A 15,448-nucleotide genomic window follows, 5' to 3' on the forward strand; every position below is an offset into this window, starting at 1 on the left:
CAGTTCATCCAGTCAGTGTCTCAAATCCGTGTGTCGCGTTCGCCGCAGCCGTGTGAAGGGCATGTAAATTGGCAGCATGCAAGCCACCCCCACCACCCCGCTCAGCCTGGTCACCGGCGCCAGCCAGGGCATTGGCGCCGCCACCGCGCGGCTGCTCGCCCAACGCGGCCACGCGCTCATCGTCCACTTCGCGCACCGGGCCGACCTGGCCCAGGCCGTGGCGCAAGATTGCCTGCGCTTGGGGGCACCACACGCGATCATCGCTCAAGCCGACCTGGCGCATGAGGACGAGGTCATGGCGCTGTTCGCTGAAGTGGACAAGTCGCCGTTCGCGCTGAGCGGGCTCGTGAACAACGCGGGCATCGTGGACCAGACCGCGCGCCTCGACGCCATGAGCGGCGAACGCCTGCAGCGCATGCTGGACGTCAATGTGCTGGGCCCGATGCTGTGCGCGCGCGAGGCGGTGCGTCGCATGTCCAGCCGCCACGGGGGCACGGGCGGTGTCATCGTCAACGTGTCGAGCAGCGCGGTGCGCTCGGGCTCACCCGCCCAGTACGTGGACTACGCCGCCAGCAAAGGCGCGATCGACACCTTCACGCAAGGGCTGGCGCGCGAGGTCGCGGCCGAGGGCGTGCGGGTGTCGGCGGTGCGCCCAGGCATCACGGACACCGGCATCCACGCCACCGGCGGCGAACCCGACCGCGCCCAGCAGATGGCCTCGGTGCTGCCCATGCGGCGGGCCGCGCAGCCACAAGAGGTGGCCCAGGCGATCGCCTGGTTGATGTCGGACGAGGCCAGCTACACGGCGGGCGCCATCCTGGACGTCAGCGGCGGACGCTGAGCCAGCAAACGCATCTGCAAGGCCACGCGCGCTTGCGCCGGCGTGAACGTGCCCGCTGCCGGCCAGGCATCGCCCTCGCGCGGCGTGACGCCACCGCGCGCCACCCGGCTGCTGCGCCACACCACCACGCCTTGCGCAACGGCACGCTGCAAGGCAGCTTCCAAGCCAGTGTTCACCGTGCCATGGCCCGTCGTGGCGACGACCAGCCCACACAAGGCCTGGGCACGGCGATGGGCTTCGCCCGCTGCGGCGTCCAAGGCCGATTGGCGCAAGGCCGCGTCCACCAGCCAGCCATCGGCGTCGGCATGGCTCAGCACAATTTCGACCCGAGGTGGCATGGGTGCGGACACCAGCGCCCAACCCATGGCCTCACCGCGGGGCCAGGTGCCCCACTGCGCAGCGGCACCCGCGCTCGCCAACGTCACTCCGGCATCGTCCAGCAGGGCCAGCGGCACAGCCCCGCCCCCATCGAAGGCGTCCAGAGCGTGGCTGTGGGCCTTGCGCACGTCGATGCCGGCCCACACACGCCCGTGCAGCACCGCGACCACGCCGCCCAAGCCCAGGCCGGCCGCTGCGTGCGCCAGCCGAACGGCATCGCGCAGGTTGCGTGGGCCGTCGGCGTCAGGGGCCGTGGCTGGGCGCATGGCCGCGGTCAGCACGATGGGCTTGCGGCCGTCATGGAGGTGATGCAGCAAGCAAGCGGTTTCTTCCAGCGTGTCGGTGCCGTGGGTGATGACGACGGCTTCGACCGCCGCATCCTGCATGGCCACGTCCAGCGCCTGGGCCAGGGCTTGCCACACGGGCCAGGCCATGTCCTTGCTGTCGATCTGCGCGACCTGCTGCGTCGCCAGGGGGATGGCCGCCAGCTCGGGCACCGCCGCCACGAGCTGCGCCACACCCAGCTGGGCGGCCTGGTAGGCCCAGGCCCGAGCCGGGTCGGTGCCCGTGCCGGCGATGGTGCCGCCGGTGCCCAGGATCAGCACGTGCGCCATGGCACCCCCACAGCGCCACGCAGGTGTTGCGCAAAAACACTGGACATCCAAACAGTACTGTATAGAATCACACCCATCACCACGGTCTGGTGGGCCAGCGCCCACACCTCGTTGCCATGACCAACGATAAACCCAAACTCACGCCGCGCCAGCAGCAGATCTTCGAGCTGATCCAGCGCAGCATCGCGCGCACCGGTGCGCCCCCCACCCGGGCCGAAATCGCCGCCGAACTGGGCTTCCGCTCGGTCAATGCCGCCGAAGAGCACCTGCAGGCCCTGGCCCGCAAAGGCGTGATCGAACTGGTGGGCGGCACCTCGCGTGGCATCCGCCTGAAGGCCGGCACGCTGCGCACCGTCAACGAAAGTCGCCGCAAGAACACCGACAGCGACTCGGGCACCGGCCTGCCCTTCAACCTCGCCCTGCCCGGCCTGGAGCAGTTGGTGCTGCCGCTGGTGGGCCGTGTGGCCGCAGGCAGCCCCATCCTCGCCCAGGAACACGTCGAACAGAGCTACGCGGTCGAACCCAGCCTGTTTGCGCGCCGCCCCGACTACCTGCTGCGCGTGCGCGGCATGAGCATGAAAGACATCGGCATCCTCGACGGCGATCTGCTGGCCGTGGCCCGCACCCGCGAGGCCCGCAACGGCCAGATCGTCGTGGCGCGCCTGGGCGACGAGGTCACTGTCAAACGCTTCCAGCGCACGGCGCAAGGCATCGAGCTGTTGCCCGAGAACGCCGATTTCCAACCCATCGTGGTGCCGCCCGATTCGACCGATTTCGAGCTCGAAGGGCTGGCCGTGGGCCTGATCCGAAATCAGGTGCTGAACTGAGGGCCCTGAGGCCTCCAGCATCCACACCTGATCACATCCGTCGCCACCATGCGGGTGGCGGGCATTTGCGTCACTGGCTTGGTGGTGCGATCCCGCGTGGTGGTTCCATCGTCTGAATCCTGCCGAACTTCTCAAGCATCACCGGAGTTCAACATGATTCATCACCTTGCACGCGCCTTCGCCATCCGCCAGCAAACTGGCTTGGTCGGCACGCTGGCAGAGTCTGGCCACCCCGCGCGGCCCAGCGCACCAGTGCCGGTTCGACCTCGGCCCATCACGCCCTGGGGCAGCCCTGCCCGGCCATCTGCGGCATCGACATCCACGCGCGCCAGCGCACACACGCCGCCCCACGTCACGCCGCGCCTGCGCATCTCCGCCGACCCGCATGACGCGCGCCGCACCGTGATCGCAGGTCGCTTTGCCGAAGTCTGCGCTGCACTGGACCGCATGGTCATGGAACAAGAAGCCATCGCCTGAGCGGCTGAAGGGCCGCGACCAGCCCATCAAGACATCAAGAAAAAGCCCCCTGAGGCAAAACCGTCAGGGGGCTATGGATGCGCTTTCGCGCCAGGCATCAGCCCATGTGCAGACCACCGTTGACCGAGAAGTCGGCGCCCGTGGCGAAACCCGACTCGTCGCTCGACACCCACGACACCATGGAGGCGATGTCCTCCGGCGTGCCCAGGCGCTTCACCGGGATGGTGGCCACGATCTTGTCCAGCACGTCCGGACGGATCGAGCGGACCATGTCGGTGCCGATGTAGCCCGGAGACACGGTGTTCACCGTCACGCCCTTGTTGGCCACTTCCTGGGCCAGGGCCATGGTGAAGCCGTGCATGCCCGCCTTGGCGGCCGAGTAGTTGGTCTGGCCGAACTGGCCCTTCTCGCCGTTCACCGAGCTGATGTTGACGATGCGACCCCAACCGCGGTCCACCATGTCGTCGATCACCTGCTTGGTGACGTTGAACAGGCTGTTGAGGTTGGTGTCGATCACCGAATCCCAGTCGCTCTTGCTCATCTTGCGGAACATGCCGTCCTTGGTGATGCCGGCGTTGTTCACCAGCACGTCCACCGGGCCATGCTCGGCCTTGGTTCTTTTGAACGCTTCCACGGTCGAATCCCAGTCGGACACGTTGCCAACAGAAGCGTAGAAGGTGTAGCCCAGGGCTTTTTGCTCGTCCAGCCACTTGGCATGGTCACGGCTGGGGCCGCAGCCGGCGATGACCTTGAAACCGTCTTTGTGCAGACGCTGGCAGATGGCGGTACCGATGCCACCCATGCCACCGGTCACGTAGGCTACTTTTTGACTCATGGAACGCTCCTCGTTGGGGTAAGAAACTGCAGTTGACAAGTTCTTGGTGAAATGCGGTGTGCGTGCTCAGCGCTCGATGGTCAGGGCCACGCCCATGCCACCGCCAATGCACAGCGAAGCGATGCCCTTCTTGGCGTCGCGACGGGCCATTTCGTGCAGCAGCGTGACCAGGATGCGGCAACCGGACGCGCCGATGGGGTGGCCGATGGCGATCGCACCGCCATTGACGTTCACCTTGCTGGTGTCCCAGCCCATTTCCTGGTGCACGGCGCAGGCCTGTGCGGCAAAGGCTTCGTTGATCTCCAGCAGGTCCAGGTCGGCGGCCTTCCAGCCAGCGCGCTCCAGGGCGCGGCGCGACGCCGGCACCGGGCCCATGCCCATGGTGGCCGGATCCAGGCCCGCGCTGGCATACGACGCGATGCGGCCCAGCACCGTCAGGCCCAGCTGCTCGGCCTTTTTGGCGCTCATGACCATCACCGCGGCAGCGCCGTCGTTGATGCCGGAAGCGTTGCCGGCGGTCACCGAGCCAGCCTTGTCAAAGGCGGGACGCAAACCGGCCAGCACCTCGGCGGTGGACTTGCGGTTGATGAACTCGTCGGCATCGAAGACCAGCGCGTCGCCCTTCTTCTGCGGGATCAGCACGGGCACGATCTCGTCCTTGAAGCGGCCGGCTTCCTGAGCTGCAGCCGCTTTTTGCTGTGAGGCCAGGGCCAGCGCGTCCTGCGCTTCCCGGCTGATGCTGTACTGCTTGGCCACGTTTTCCGCGGTGATGCCCATGTGGTACTGGTTGTACACGTCCCAGAGGCCGTCGTTGATCATGGAATCCACCATGCTCCAGTTGCCCATGCGCTGGCCGTCGCGCGAATTCGGCACCACGTGCGGAGAGGCGCTCATGTTTTCCTGACCACCGGCGATCACGATCTCGGCATCGCCATCGCGGATGGCCTGCGCGGCCAGCATCACGGCCTTCAGGCCCGAACCGCAGACCTTGTTGATGGTCATGGCGGGCACGGCGTTGGGCAGCCCGGACTTGATCACGGCCTGGCGCGCCGGGTTCTGGCCGCAACCGGCCTGCAGCACCTGGCCCAGGATCACTTCGCTGACTCGGTCGCCAGCCAGGCCGCTGCGGCGCAGCAGGTCCTGGATGACGATGGCGCCCAGCTCGGACGCCGGGGTCTTGGCGAGGCTTCCGCCGAATTTGCCCACGGCGGTGCGTGCGGCGGCGACGATGACGATGTCAGACATGCTCTTCTCCAAAAGAGGGTGTTCCGCTGAGATGCGCGGAAACGGTGTCAGCCCGCTTGTGGCGGGCCAGGATCACGCCTTGCGCTTCACATACCGGCCAGGCGCGGCTTCGATGACGGGGTACTGCTTGCTGCCGGGCTGGCGGAGTGCGGGCACCATGTCGCCGGCGTGCGACGCCAGCCACTCGGCCCACACCGGCCACCAGCTGCCGGCGTGCTCTTGCGCGGAGGCCATCCACTGCTGACCGGTGGCAGGCAAACGCCGCGCCGAGTTCGTCCAGTGGCTGCGCTTTTTCTTCTCCGGCGGGTTGATGACACCGGCGATGTGGCCCGAGGCGCCCAACACGAAGGTGGTCGGGCCCGTGACGACCTGGGTGGACGCGTAGGCGCTGTCCCAAGGCACGATGTGGTCTTCGCGCGAGCCGTAGATGAAGGTGGGCATGTCCAGTCGGCGCATGTCCAGCGGCACGCCGCACACCGTCACCGCACCGGGCTGGCACAGCTTGTTTTCCAGGTAGGTGTTGCGCAGGTACCAGGTGTACATGGGTCCTGGCAGGTTGGTGCTGTCGCTGTTCCAGTACAGCAGGTCAAAGGCCGGGGGCATTTCGCCCTTGAGGTAGTTGCCGATGACGTAGTTCCAGACCAGGTCGTTGGCGCGCAGGAAGGAGAAGGTCGTGGCCAGCTCGCCGCCGCGCATCAGGCCGCCCTTGGCCGGGCTGTTGGGGCCGATGGACATCTCGCGCATGCGCACCATGGCCTCGTCCACGAACACGTCCATCGTGCCGGTGTTGACGAAGTCCAGGAAGGCGGTGAGCAGGGTCAGGCTTTTCACCGGCTTGCGGCCTTGCGCGGCCAGCGTGGCCAGGGCCGTGGCGATCAGGGTGCCGCCGACGCAGAAGCCCAGTGCATTGACCTGGTCTTCGCCGGTGATGTCGCGGGTGACGTCGATGGCCTTGACCACGCCATGCTCGACGTAGTCGTCCCAGGTGGACTGCGCCAGGTTGTCATCGGCATTGACCCAGCTGACCATGAACACGCGGTGGCCTTGCGACAGCAGGTAGCGCACCACGGAGTTGTCCGGCTGCAGGTCGAGGATGTAGTACTTGTTGATGCACGGCGGCACGAACAGGAAGGGCGTCTCGTGCACCTGGGGCGTCAGCGGCGTGTACTCGATGAGCTGGAAGTAATCGTTCTCGAACACCACCGCGCCGGCCGTGGTGGCCACGTTGACGCCGACTTCGAAGACGCTCTCGTCCGTCTGGGACATGTGGCCCTGGCGGATGTCGTGGAAGAGGTGCTGCAGGCCCTGGGTGATGCTTTCACCCTTGGTGGATACCGCCTTGGCCAGGGCTTCCGGGTTGAACGCCAGGAAGTTCGACGGGGCGGCGGCATCGGCCCATTGCTGCACGGCGAAACGCACCCGCTGACGGGCTTTTTCTTCGCCCTGCAGGTTGTCGGCGAGGCGTTGCAGGGTGCGGGCGTTGAGCAGGTAGAGCGCTGCCATGAAGGCGCTGCCGGGCTGCTGCGTCCACTCGGGCGCGGCAAAGCGCTTGTCAGCGATCTTGACATCGGCAGGCTGGTTCAAGGCCTGGTTCCACAGCGCGCTGGCCTGCTGGAGGTAGTCCTGCTGGATGCCTTGGAGCTGCTCGGGCGCGATGGACAAACCCACCAGCGACTTCAGCGTGGCGCCCACGCTCTGGCCCATGGCCTCGACCGCCTTGGCCATGGGCTGCAGGGCCGACAGCGATGGCGCTTGCGACTGTCCTGGCGTCGCCCAGGCGGGCAGGCCTTGCCCAGAGAACATCTGGCGCAGGCCGCCCATCACGTCCTGAGGGCTGCTGGCGCTGGCACCGAAAGTTTTGGCCATCGTGGCTTGTGCCGCAGCGACCTGTTCGCGCCAGGCCTCGGTGACAGAGGCTGCGGCGGCCGTGGCCGAGGCAGCGCTGAAATCGGCCGAAGCTGCGCCTGAGGGCGGCACGGTCGGGTGTTTGGTCCCGTGTTCGGCAGCGGGCGCCGTTGAACGGGCCTCTGCGGTCTTGCTGGCCGCCGGCTTGCGGGCCGGAGCCTTCTTCACAGCGGCTTTTCCAGCGGTTTTGGCGGCTGCTTTTTTCGCTGCCACTTGGGGGGCCTGCGCCTTGGGGGCGGCAGCTTTGGCGCTGGCAGTCAGCGCGGATTTTTTCGACGCTGGGCTCGCGTCAAGTCGGTCACCTGCGGTGGCACGAGAGGAAGCTTCGGATGCAGCCTGCGCGCGGGGTGCGCGGGACCGTGGTGGAACAGCCATATGTCTCCTAGGTGCTGAATCTCGGCAGGCCAAGTCTGGGATGTTGACCCGCAGATGTTTCCATATTCTGAACGCAGGTGCGGTGTTGCGCGGCACCATCACACAACTTTGGCATCATTCCAACAAGCGCCAGATCGGGACTGATCCTGATCAAACCCGCGGGGCACCCGCTGAACACGAACCGAGCAACGAAAGATGTGGATCGTCGCGATCGCCTGGATTTACGTGGCCCTGATGATGGCCCTGGCCGAGGCCACCAGCCCGCAGGGCACTTACCTGGGTGCGGTCATCACGTTCGTGTTTTATGGCGTAGCACCCACGGCCTTGGTGATGTACCTGCTGGGCACGCCCGGACGCCGTCGCGCCAGGCGCCAGGCTGAAGCCGAAGCCCATGCTCGGCAGTCGGTCGATGCGGCTTCTTCCGCTTCGGCCACGTCGCCTGGGGCCGCGTCGCCCGAAGCCACGTTGACGCCGGAACCCACCGCCGACTCAGCGCAGGCAGATGCCAGCGGCCTGGCGGCCGGTGCGACCGTCGCGCCGGTAGGAAAAGAAGCGGGCGGCGTCTGACACCGTGCAGGCATCGCCACCGGTGACATGACGCACGCCCAGCGCGTGCAGTGCGTCCAGGGCCAGCCCGGGCAAATCGGCCAGCCACTTGCCATGGCCGTCGCCTGGCACTGAAGCTGCGAACCGGGGTGTGAAGCGCGGATGGGCGCCGGCAGATGCCGCATCGGCCGGGTCCACGCCGAAGCCGATCAACACGTCGGCCCCGACCTCGAAATGCGCGGGTCCGATGCAAGGCCCCAGCCAGGCGACCAGCTCCGCTGGATCGCAAGACGCCGCCTCGCACAAGGCGGCGACACCACTGTGCACGATGCCTCGGCCAGCCACCATGCCCTGGCCCGCACCAGCCAGGCCACGCCAGCCGGCATGCAGCGCGGCCACGCCACGGCCCTCGGGCGCGGCCAGCAGGATCGGCAGGCAGTCGGCCACCATCACCACGCAAGCGATGCCAGGCTCCGTGGTGAGCGCGCCATCGGCGATCGGTGCGTCTGCTTCGCGCAGGCTGTCGGCACGCAAGCGCAGCACGCGGTCGCCATGCACCTGCTGCAGCCACACGGGCTGGGCGCCCAGGTGCCGCGCGAACACGGCACGGTTGTGGCGCACGGCAACGGCATCGTCCTGGACGTGGTCGCCGAGGTTGCAACTGTCCCAAGGGGCTTGGCCGATGCCGCCGGCGCGCGCGCTCATGAGGGCATGCACGCTGCGGCCGGCGCCCTGGGGGCCGGTGCCAACGGGCCACACACCAGGGCGCTGCCAGCCCGCAGGCAAGGCGCGATCAACAGGCGAGGGCGAGGGCGAGGGTGAAGACGAGGACAGGTGATCGGGCATCGGGTGCGGCCCCGCAAGCAGGCTGGGCAAGGCTGACGGCAGCGCGCACGGGCTGCCAGATATCATCTGGCCCCGATGCTACCCCGCCCCAGCACCTCGTCCATGCCGCGCTCGCCAGCGACCACGACCGCCACCGCCGTTGCCACGATCACCACCGCCTCGGCCGACCTGCGGCGCTGGCTGGGTGCCCCGGGCTCGCTGACAGCGCGCCTGCGCCTGAACGGCGCGGTGACGGTCGATGTGCTCGCCCAGGGCCGCATGGCCTTGCTGCCACAAGAGCGCCAGGCGCTGGGCTGCCAGGCGGCGCACGTGCGCGAGGTGCTGTTGCGCATCGACGGGCGTGCCGCGGTCTGGGCCCGCAGCGTCACGCCGCTGTCGGCGGTCAAGGGCCCTTGGGCAGCCATCGAGGGGCTGGGCACGCGCCCGCTGGCCGAGCTGCTGTTCAGCCACCGGCGGGTGTTGCGCGGGCCGCTGCAAGCCAGCCACCTGCGGCCAGGCAGCCCCCTGCAACGCCGCATGGCTCGGGCGTGGTGGGTGCAGGCTCAGCCTTTGACCAGCACCTTGCCCCCGGACGCCCTGCCCCGCTGGGCGCGGCATTCCCTGTTCTGGCACCGCGGCCAGCCCCTGCAGGTGCTGGAAGCTTTTGCGCCCTGGATGCTGCCTTTGCCCAGCGAGCGACGCTGAGTTGCACCCAAGGCGTGCGGCCAGCAAGGGGCCCGAGCGCCAGCACGCACGGCGCCATGCCCTACACTGCGCCCATGCTGTTTTCCCGCCGAATCGAGCACTGTCAGGTCTGTGGCACACCGGTCGAGCACAAGGTGCCCGACGACGACAACCGCGAACGCGCTGTCTGCCCCGCCTGCCACCACGTCCACTACGTCAACCCGTTGAACGTGGTGGGCACGCTGCCGGTGTGGGGCGAGCAGGTCTTGCTCTGCAAACGCAACATCGAACCGCGCAAGGGTTACTGGACCTTGCCCGCGGGCTTCATGGAGTTGGGCGAAACCACCGAGGAAGGCGCCGCACGCGAAACCGACGAGGAAGCCGGTGCGCGCATCGAGATGCAAGGCCTCTACGCCATCATCAATGTGGTGACGGCAGGCCAGGTGCACCTCTTCTACCGCGCCCGTCTGCTGGACACCGATTTCGCGCCGGGCCCCGAGACGATGGAGGCCCAGCTCTTCCACCAGCACGAGATTCCCTGGGACGATCTGGCCTTCAAGACGGTGCGCATGACCTTGGAAAAGTTCTTCGCTGACCGTGATCGGGGTCAATTCGACGTCCATTGCGCCGATATCCGCTGAACAAGCCGTTCGGAACGATGTCCCGTGCGGTGGTCCACCTCACGCCCTGAACCATGACCGCACCCCAGGACACCCTGCCAGACGCCCCCGTGCAAGCCGCCAGCCAGATACCAGCCCCCCCGGCACACCCCGCGGCACTGTCGAGCACCGCAGCGCCCCGCGTGCGTGAGGACCTGGCCTCCCCCGACCCGCTGCTCGACAGCCTGATCGAGGTCTGCCGGCTGCATGGCATCGCGGCGTCCCGGGCATCGCTGTCGGCAGGCCTGCCCCTGGACAAGCAACCGCTGACCGTGGCCCTGCTGGAGCGCGCCGCCAGCCGTGCCGGCCTGGCCGTCAAGTTGCAGCGCACCGAACTGGGGCAGATCGACCCCATCACCCTGCCCGCCATCCTCCTGCTCAAAGACGAAGGTGCCTGCGTGCTGTTGGGCTTTGACGGCCCCGACCGCGCCCAGGCCCGCGTGCTGCTGCCGCAGACCGGCCAGGGCGCCGTGAAGCTGCCTTGGGCCGATCTGGCGGCGCGCTTCACCGGCGTGGTGGTGTCGGCCAAGCCACATTTCCGCTTCGACGAGCGCACCCCCGAGGTCAAGGCCACGCGCTCGGGCCACTGGTTCTGGGGTCCGGTCATGGCCCAGCGCTTTGTGTACCGCGACGTGCTGTGGGCGGCCCTGCTCATCAACCTGTTCGCGCTGGCTTTCCCGATGTTCTCCATGAACGTCTATGACCGTGTCGTGCCCAACCATGCGGTCGAAACGCTGTGGGTGCTGGCCGTCGGCGTGGTGCTGGTGCTGGGCAGCGACCTGTTCATCCGCCTGTTGCGCAGCCATTTCGTGGACGAGGCGAGTGCGCGCATCGACGTGCAGATCTCGGCCTCGCTGATGGAGCGTGTGCTGGGCATGCGCCTGGAAAACCGCCCGCAATCGGTGGGCTCTTTCGCGTCCAACCTGCGTGGCTTCGAGCAGGTGCGCGACTTCATCGCCTCCAGCACCGTGACGGCGCTGATCGACCTGCCCTTTGCGCTGCTGTTCGTGGTCGTGATGGCCTGGATCTCGCCTTGGCTGGTGCTGCCGGTGCTGTCGGTGTTCGCCATCGTGCTGGTGTCGGGCTATGTGCTGCAGCACCGCCTGCACGAGCTGTCGCAGAGCACCTACCAGGCTTCGGCGCAGCGCAACGCCACGCTGGTGGAGAGCCTCACCGGCATCGAGACCATCAAGGCGCAAGGGGCTGAGAGCCTGATTCAGGCTCGCTGGGAACGGGCCAACCAGTTCTTGTCGGCGCTGAACGTGCGCATGCGCGGCCTGTCGTCCACGGCCATGTACACCACGGCGACGCTGCAGCAGCTGGTGTCCGTGAGCATCATCCTCATCGGCGTGTACCTGATCGCCGACAAGCAGCTCACGATGGGTGGCCTGATCGCGGCGACCATGCTGGCCGGCCGCGCGCTGGCGCCCGCGGGCCAGATCGTTGGCCTGCTGATGCAGTATCAGGGTGCGCGCACGGCCATGGAGTCGCTGGACAAGATCATGGCGCAGCCGGTGGAGCGCCCCGCCGACAAGAACTTCATCCACCAGCCTGAGCTGAAGGGCGAGATCGAATTCCGCCACGTGTCTTTCGCGTACCCCGGCCGCAACGAGCCTTCGCTGGACGACATCAGCTTCAAGGTCAGCCCGGGCGAGAAGGTCGCGCTGATCGGCAAGGTCGGCTCGGGCAAGACCACGCTGCAAAAGCTCATCCTGGGGCTCTACCAGCCCTCGGGCGGAGCGGTGCTGGTCGATGGCATCGACATGCGCCAGCTCGACCCGGCCGACCTGCGCCGCAACCTGGCGCACGTTTCGCAAGACGTCACGCTGTTTTACGGCTCGCTGCGCGAGAACATCACCTTCGGCATGCAGCACGCCACCGACGACGCCATCCTGGCGGCGACCGAGACCGCTGGCCTGAGCGACTTCGTCAAGCGCCACCCGCAAGGCTTCGACCTGCCTGTGGGCGAGCGCGGCGAGTTGCTGTCGGGCGGCCAGCGTCAGAGTGTGGGCATCGCCCGCGCCGTGCTGCACAACGCGCCCATCCTGCTGCTCGATGAACCGACGAGCGCCATGGACTTCTCCACCGAAGCCTTGGTCACGCAGAAGATGCAGGCTTTCTCGCAAGGCAAGACGGTGGTGCTGGTCACGCACCGCACCTCGATGCTGTCCTTCGTGGACCGCGTCATCGTCGTGGACCAAGGCAAGATCGTCGCGGATGGCCCGCGCGAGCGGATCATGCAGGCCCTGTCGGCCGGTCGCATCGCCCGCGCAGCTTGAGCAAGGAGCACACCATGAACCCCTTGCTGAACGCAGGCCAACGCTTCGTCAACGTGCTGGAGGCCATCCGCCGCGGCATCTCACCCGTCACCGATGCGGTGCTCGACCGTGTCACCGGCCCGCGCGTCACGCCGCAAGCCGCAGCGGCGGCCGGCATGCGCAGCTTCGAGCAGGACGCCGATGCCGTCATGTCCACCGTGGGCACGCAGCGCGCACAGAAACTGGTGCGCAGCGCGCTGCTGGTGGTCGTGCTGCTGATCGTCTGGGCCTCATTCGCCAAGGTCGATGAGGTCACCAAGGGCGAGGCCAAGGTGATCCCGTCCAAGCAGTTGCAGGTCATCCAGTCGCTCGATGGCGGTGTGGTGTCGGAGATCCTGGTCAAGGAAGGCCAGGTGGTTGAGGCCGGCCAGTTGCTGCTGAAGATCGACGAGACCCGCGCCACCTCGGGCGTGCGCGAAAGCGCGGCCCAGGTGTTCTCGCTGCGGGTGAAGCTGGCCCGGCTGAAGGCCCTCTCGGGCGGCACCGCGTTCAGCCCGCCCGTGCCGCGCGACGGTGATCTGGAAGAAGCCCGCATCGTTGAGGAAGAACGCCAACTCTACGACGCCCGCCGCAGCGAGCTCAGTGCGCTGGTCGGCATCAGCGAGCAGCAGTTGGCCCAGCGCCGCCAGGAGCAGGCCGAGGCCCGCGCCCGCCGCGACTCCGCCGCACGCAGCCAGGAGCTGGCCCAGCAAGAGCTGAACAAGACCCGCCCGCTGCTGGCCACAGGTGCCGTCTCCGAGGTCGATGTGCTGCGCCTGGACCGCGAGGTCTCCCGCGCCCGCGGCGAGATGGAGCAAGCCAGCGCCCAGATCGCCCGCACCGGCGCCGGCATGGCCGAGGCCGGCCGCAAGATCCAGGAAACCGACCTGGCCTTCCGCAACGAGGCACGCAAAGAGCTGTCCGAGGTGCTGGGCAAGCTCAATGCGCTGAACGAGGGCGCGGTGGCCCTGGCCGACAAGGTGGACAAGTCCCAGGTGAAGTCTCCGGTGCGTGGCCGCGTGCAACGCCTGCTGGCCAACACCGTGGGCGGCGTCGTCACACCGGGCAAGGACATCCTGGAGATCGTGCCCCTGGACGACGCCCTGGTGCTGGAGGCCAAGGTGCAGCCGCGCGACATCGCCTTCATCCACCCAGGTCAGGCGGCCACCGTGAAGTTCACGGCCTACGACTTCGGCATCTACGGCGGCCTGGACGCCATCGTGGAGAACATCAGCCCCGACACCGTCACCGACGAACGCGGCCAGAACACCTTCTACGTGGTGCGGGTGCGCACCAAACAAGCCAACTTCAGCGACAAGATGCCCATCATCCCGGGCATGACGGCCGAGGTGGACGTGCTCACCGGCAAGAAAACCGTGATGGCCTACCTGCTCAAGCCGGTGCTCAAGGCCCACAGCCACGCCCTGCGCGAACGCTGATGTCCATGGCGAGGGCCCCGGGAGGGGTGCCTCGCCACAGCGCTGCAGGCCTGACCGAAAGCTCGGCCCCAAGCTCGGCTTAAGGCCCACACCGAGTCCTTCGGCGTGATCAATTGCCTACAGAGGCACCCTTCCCCCTCCGATAACCGATCAGCTGGTTCAGTCTGGTCGGCTTGCGGGTGCGTGCGCCATCTCCACAAGACGCCAACCCTGATGCCCGACGGTGCTTAGGCGGTGCGATTTCAGCCCAAGGGCAGGAATTGTTCACACAAGCCACGGCGGGATTCGGTCCTAAGACAAAACCACAACGCCATACTCACAACGCAGTTACATTTTGAGAGGTTTCGCCATGCCCCAGTCGTCCGCGCATGCCCCCAGTGGTGTCGTTTCAACCCTCCAGGGGCGTGCCAACGTCGTTCGGGCGGGCGAGGAGGCGCCTCAGGCGCTGAAGGTGGGAGACAGCATCGCCGCAGGCGACGTCATCCTGGCCGCGGCGGACACCCGCATCGAGGTGAGCAATGGCGCGGGCCCGGCCTGGCTGCCACATGACCTGACCATGGCCGCGGCGGATGCACCGGCCCGCGCACCTGCTGGCGCTGGCGCAGGCGCAATGGGACGCACCAGCGTTGCCGCCAAGGCTGCTGCCACGCAGGATCTGGACGACGTGCTCGGCGCGGTGGACCGCGGTGATGCAGATGCCGCGACCGCAGCGGGCCTGACCGGTGGTGGTGGCGCCTCGCTGAGCGGGGGCCTGCGCGTGGACCGCGTGATCGAAGTGGTGACGCCGCAAGCCTTCAGCGAGAGTGCCGCACGCGAAGGCGTTGCCGGCCTGGTGCAAACCACGGCGCCGCAAGCCAGCGCCGGCGCAGCGGACGTGCCCACCGCCCCGGCCGCCCCGGCCACACCGGCCAACGTCGCCCCCAATGTGGGCAACTACAGCCAGGTCACCAACGAAGACCAATCGGTGTCGGGCCAGGTGGAAGGCAGCGACTCCAACGGCGACAGCCTCAACTACAGCAAGGCCAGCGACCCGCAACACGGCAAGGTCGTGGTCAACGAAGACGGCAGCTACACCTACACCCCCAACGCCAACTACAACGGCGGCGACAGCTTCACGGTGCTGGTGTCCGACGGCAAAGGTGGCACCGCCCTGTCCACGGTGAACATCGAGGTCTCCCCGGTCAACGACAAGCCGACGGTGGAAGACCCCAGCGGCAACATCGACCCCGTCACCGGCCACTACAAAGCCACCACCGACGAAGACAAGCCCGTATCCGGCAAAGTCTCCGCTTCTGATGTCGATGGCGACACCCTGACCTTCACCAAGGGATCCAACCCCGCCAACGGCACCGTCACCGTCGACGCGCAAGGCAACTGGACCTACACACCGAACAAGGACTACAACGGCGCTGACAGCTTCACCATCACCGTCTCCGACGGCAAAGGCGGCACCGCCACGGCCACCGTGGACATCGGCGTCACGCCCCTCAACGACCCGCCC

Annotated in this window: 14 protein-coding genes; 9 read left to right on the forward strand and 5 right to left on the reverse strand. The window is 67.5% G+C overall.

The window, feature by feature from the left end:
- Nucleotides 1–76: 76 nt before the first annotated feature.
- The gene (locus tag EV672_RS00505; protein WP_133605641.1) at nucleotides 77–841 is read left to right on the forward strand and encodes an SDR family oxidoreductase; all 765 of its coding nucleotides are present in this window, start codon (nucleotides 77–79) and stop codon (nucleotides 839–841) included.
- Here the strand turns inward: EV672_RS00505 and EV672_RS00510 are convergent.
- Nucleotides 799–1,833 (reverse strand): asparaginase, encoded by a 1,035-nt coding sequence (locus EV672_RS00510; RefSeq protein ID WP_133605642.1) that lies wholly within the window; start codon nucleotides 1,831–1,833, stop codon nucleotides 799–801. The genes EV672_RS00505 and EV672_RS00510 overlap by 43 nt on opposite strands.
- A 116-nt stretch (nucleotides 1,834–1,949) precedes the next feature.
- On the opposite strand from EV672_RS00510, the gene lexA reads away from it, so the two are divergent.
- Nucleotides 1,950–2,660, forward strand: coding sequence for a transcriptional repressor LexA (gene lexA / locus EV672_RS00515; RefSeq protein WP_133605643.1), 711 nt, complete (start codon nucleotides 1,950–1,952; stop codon nucleotides 2,658–2,660).
- A 153-nt stretch (nucleotides 2,661–2,813) separates the two neighbouring features.
- Entirely contained in the window at nucleotides 2,814–3,137 is a 324-nt protein-coding gene (locus EV672_RS00520) for a hypothetical protein (protein ID WP_133605644.1), read from the forward strand.
- A gap of 97 nt (nucleotides 3,138–3,234) precedes the next feature.
- Here EV672_RS00520 and phbB read toward each other — a convergent pair whose 3' ends face one another.
- The 3 genes from phbB to phaC all read right to left on the reverse strand — a co-directional run bounded on the left by phbB (nucleotide 3,235) and on the right by phaC (nucleotide 6,942).
- Complete coding sequence (gene phbB / locus EV672_RS00525; RefSeq protein WP_133605645.1) at nucleotides 3,235–3,972, reverse strand: acetoacetyl-CoA reductase; 738 nt, start codon at nucleotides 3,970–3,972, stop codon at nucleotides 3,235–3,237.
- 66 nt (nucleotides 3,973–4,038) lie between these two features.
- Nucleotides 4,039–5,217, reverse strand: a complete 1,179-nt coding sequence (locus EV672_RS00530; protein WP_133605646.1) for an acetyl-CoA C-acetyltransferase — start codon at nucleotides 5,215–5,217, stop codon at nucleotides 4,039–4,041.
- A gap of 72 nt (nucleotides 5,218–5,289) precedes the next feature.
- Nucleotides 5,290–6,942, reverse strand: coding sequence for a class I poly(R)-hydroxyalkanoic acid synthase (phaC, locus tag EV672_RS00535; protein ID WP_424923107.1), 1,653 nt, complete (start codon nucleotides 6,940–6,942; stop codon nucleotides 5,290–5,292).
- A 750-nt stretch (nucleotides 6,943–7,692) separates the two neighbouring features.
- Between phaC and EV672_RS00540 the strand changes: the two genes are divergently transcribed.
- Nucleotides 7,693–8,064, forward strand: a complete 372-nt coding sequence (locus EV672_RS00540) for a hypothetical protein (RefSeq protein ID WP_133605647.1) — start codon at nucleotides 7,693–7,695, stop codon at nucleotides 8,062–8,064.
- Here EV672_RS00540 and pgeF read toward each other — a convergent pair.
- Nucleotides 7,987–8,748 carry a peptidoglycan editing factor PgeF gene (pgeF, locus tag EV672_RS00545; RefSeq protein ID WP_133605648.1) on the reverse strand — a complete coding sequence of 254 codons (762 nt, stop codon included), beginning with the start codon at nucleotides 8,746–8,748 and terminating at the stop codon, nucleotides 7,987–7,989. The genes EV672_RS00540 and pgeF overlap by 78 nt on opposite strands.
- Before the next feature lie 243 nt (nucleotides 8,749–8,991).
- Here pgeF and EV672_RS00550 point away from each other — a divergent pair, with 243 nt between their 5' ends.
- From EV672_RS00550 to EV672_RS00570, 5 genes are all read left to right on the forward strand, one after another.
- Nucleotides 8,992–9,573, forward strand: a complete 582-nt coding sequence (locus EV672_RS00550) for a chorismate--pyruvate lyase family protein (RefSeq protein WP_166643395.1) — start codon at nucleotides 8,992–8,994, stop codon at nucleotides 9,571–9,573.
- A 74-nt stretch (nucleotides 9,574–9,647) separates the two neighbouring features.
- Complete coding sequence (locus EV672_RS00555) at nucleotides 9,648–10,193, forward strand: NUDIX hydrolase (protein WP_133606387.1); 546 nt, start codon at nucleotides 9,648–9,650, stop codon at nucleotides 10,191–10,193.
- A 53-nt stretch (nucleotides 10,194–10,246) separates the two neighbouring features.
- A complete protein-coding gene (locus EV672_RS00560; protein WP_133605650.1) occupies nucleotides 10,247–12,490 on the forward strand; it encodes a type I secretion system permease/ATPase in 2,244 nt (747 codons plus the stop codon).
- 14 nt (nucleotides 12,491–12,504) lie between these two features.
- On the forward strand, nucleotides 12,505–13,947 hold the full coding sequence (locus tag EV672_RS00565) for an HlyD family type I secretion periplasmic adaptor subunit (protein ID WP_133605651.1): 1,443 nt from the start codon (nucleotides 12,505–12,507) through the stop codon (nucleotides 13,945–13,947).
- A 349-nt stretch (nucleotides 13,948–14,296) separates the two neighbouring features.
- Nucleotides 14,297–15,448, forward strand: a 1,152-nt coding sequence (locus EV672_RS00570; RefSeq protein WP_133606389.1) for a cadherin-like domain-containing protein, incomplete at its 3' end; no start/stop codon positions are given.

It is taken from the genome of Aquabacterium commune (assembly GCF_004362855.1).
Taxonomy (GTDB): Bacteria; Pseudomonadota; Gammaproteobacteria; order Burkholderiales; family Burkholderiaceae_C; genus Aquabacterium; species Aquabacterium commune.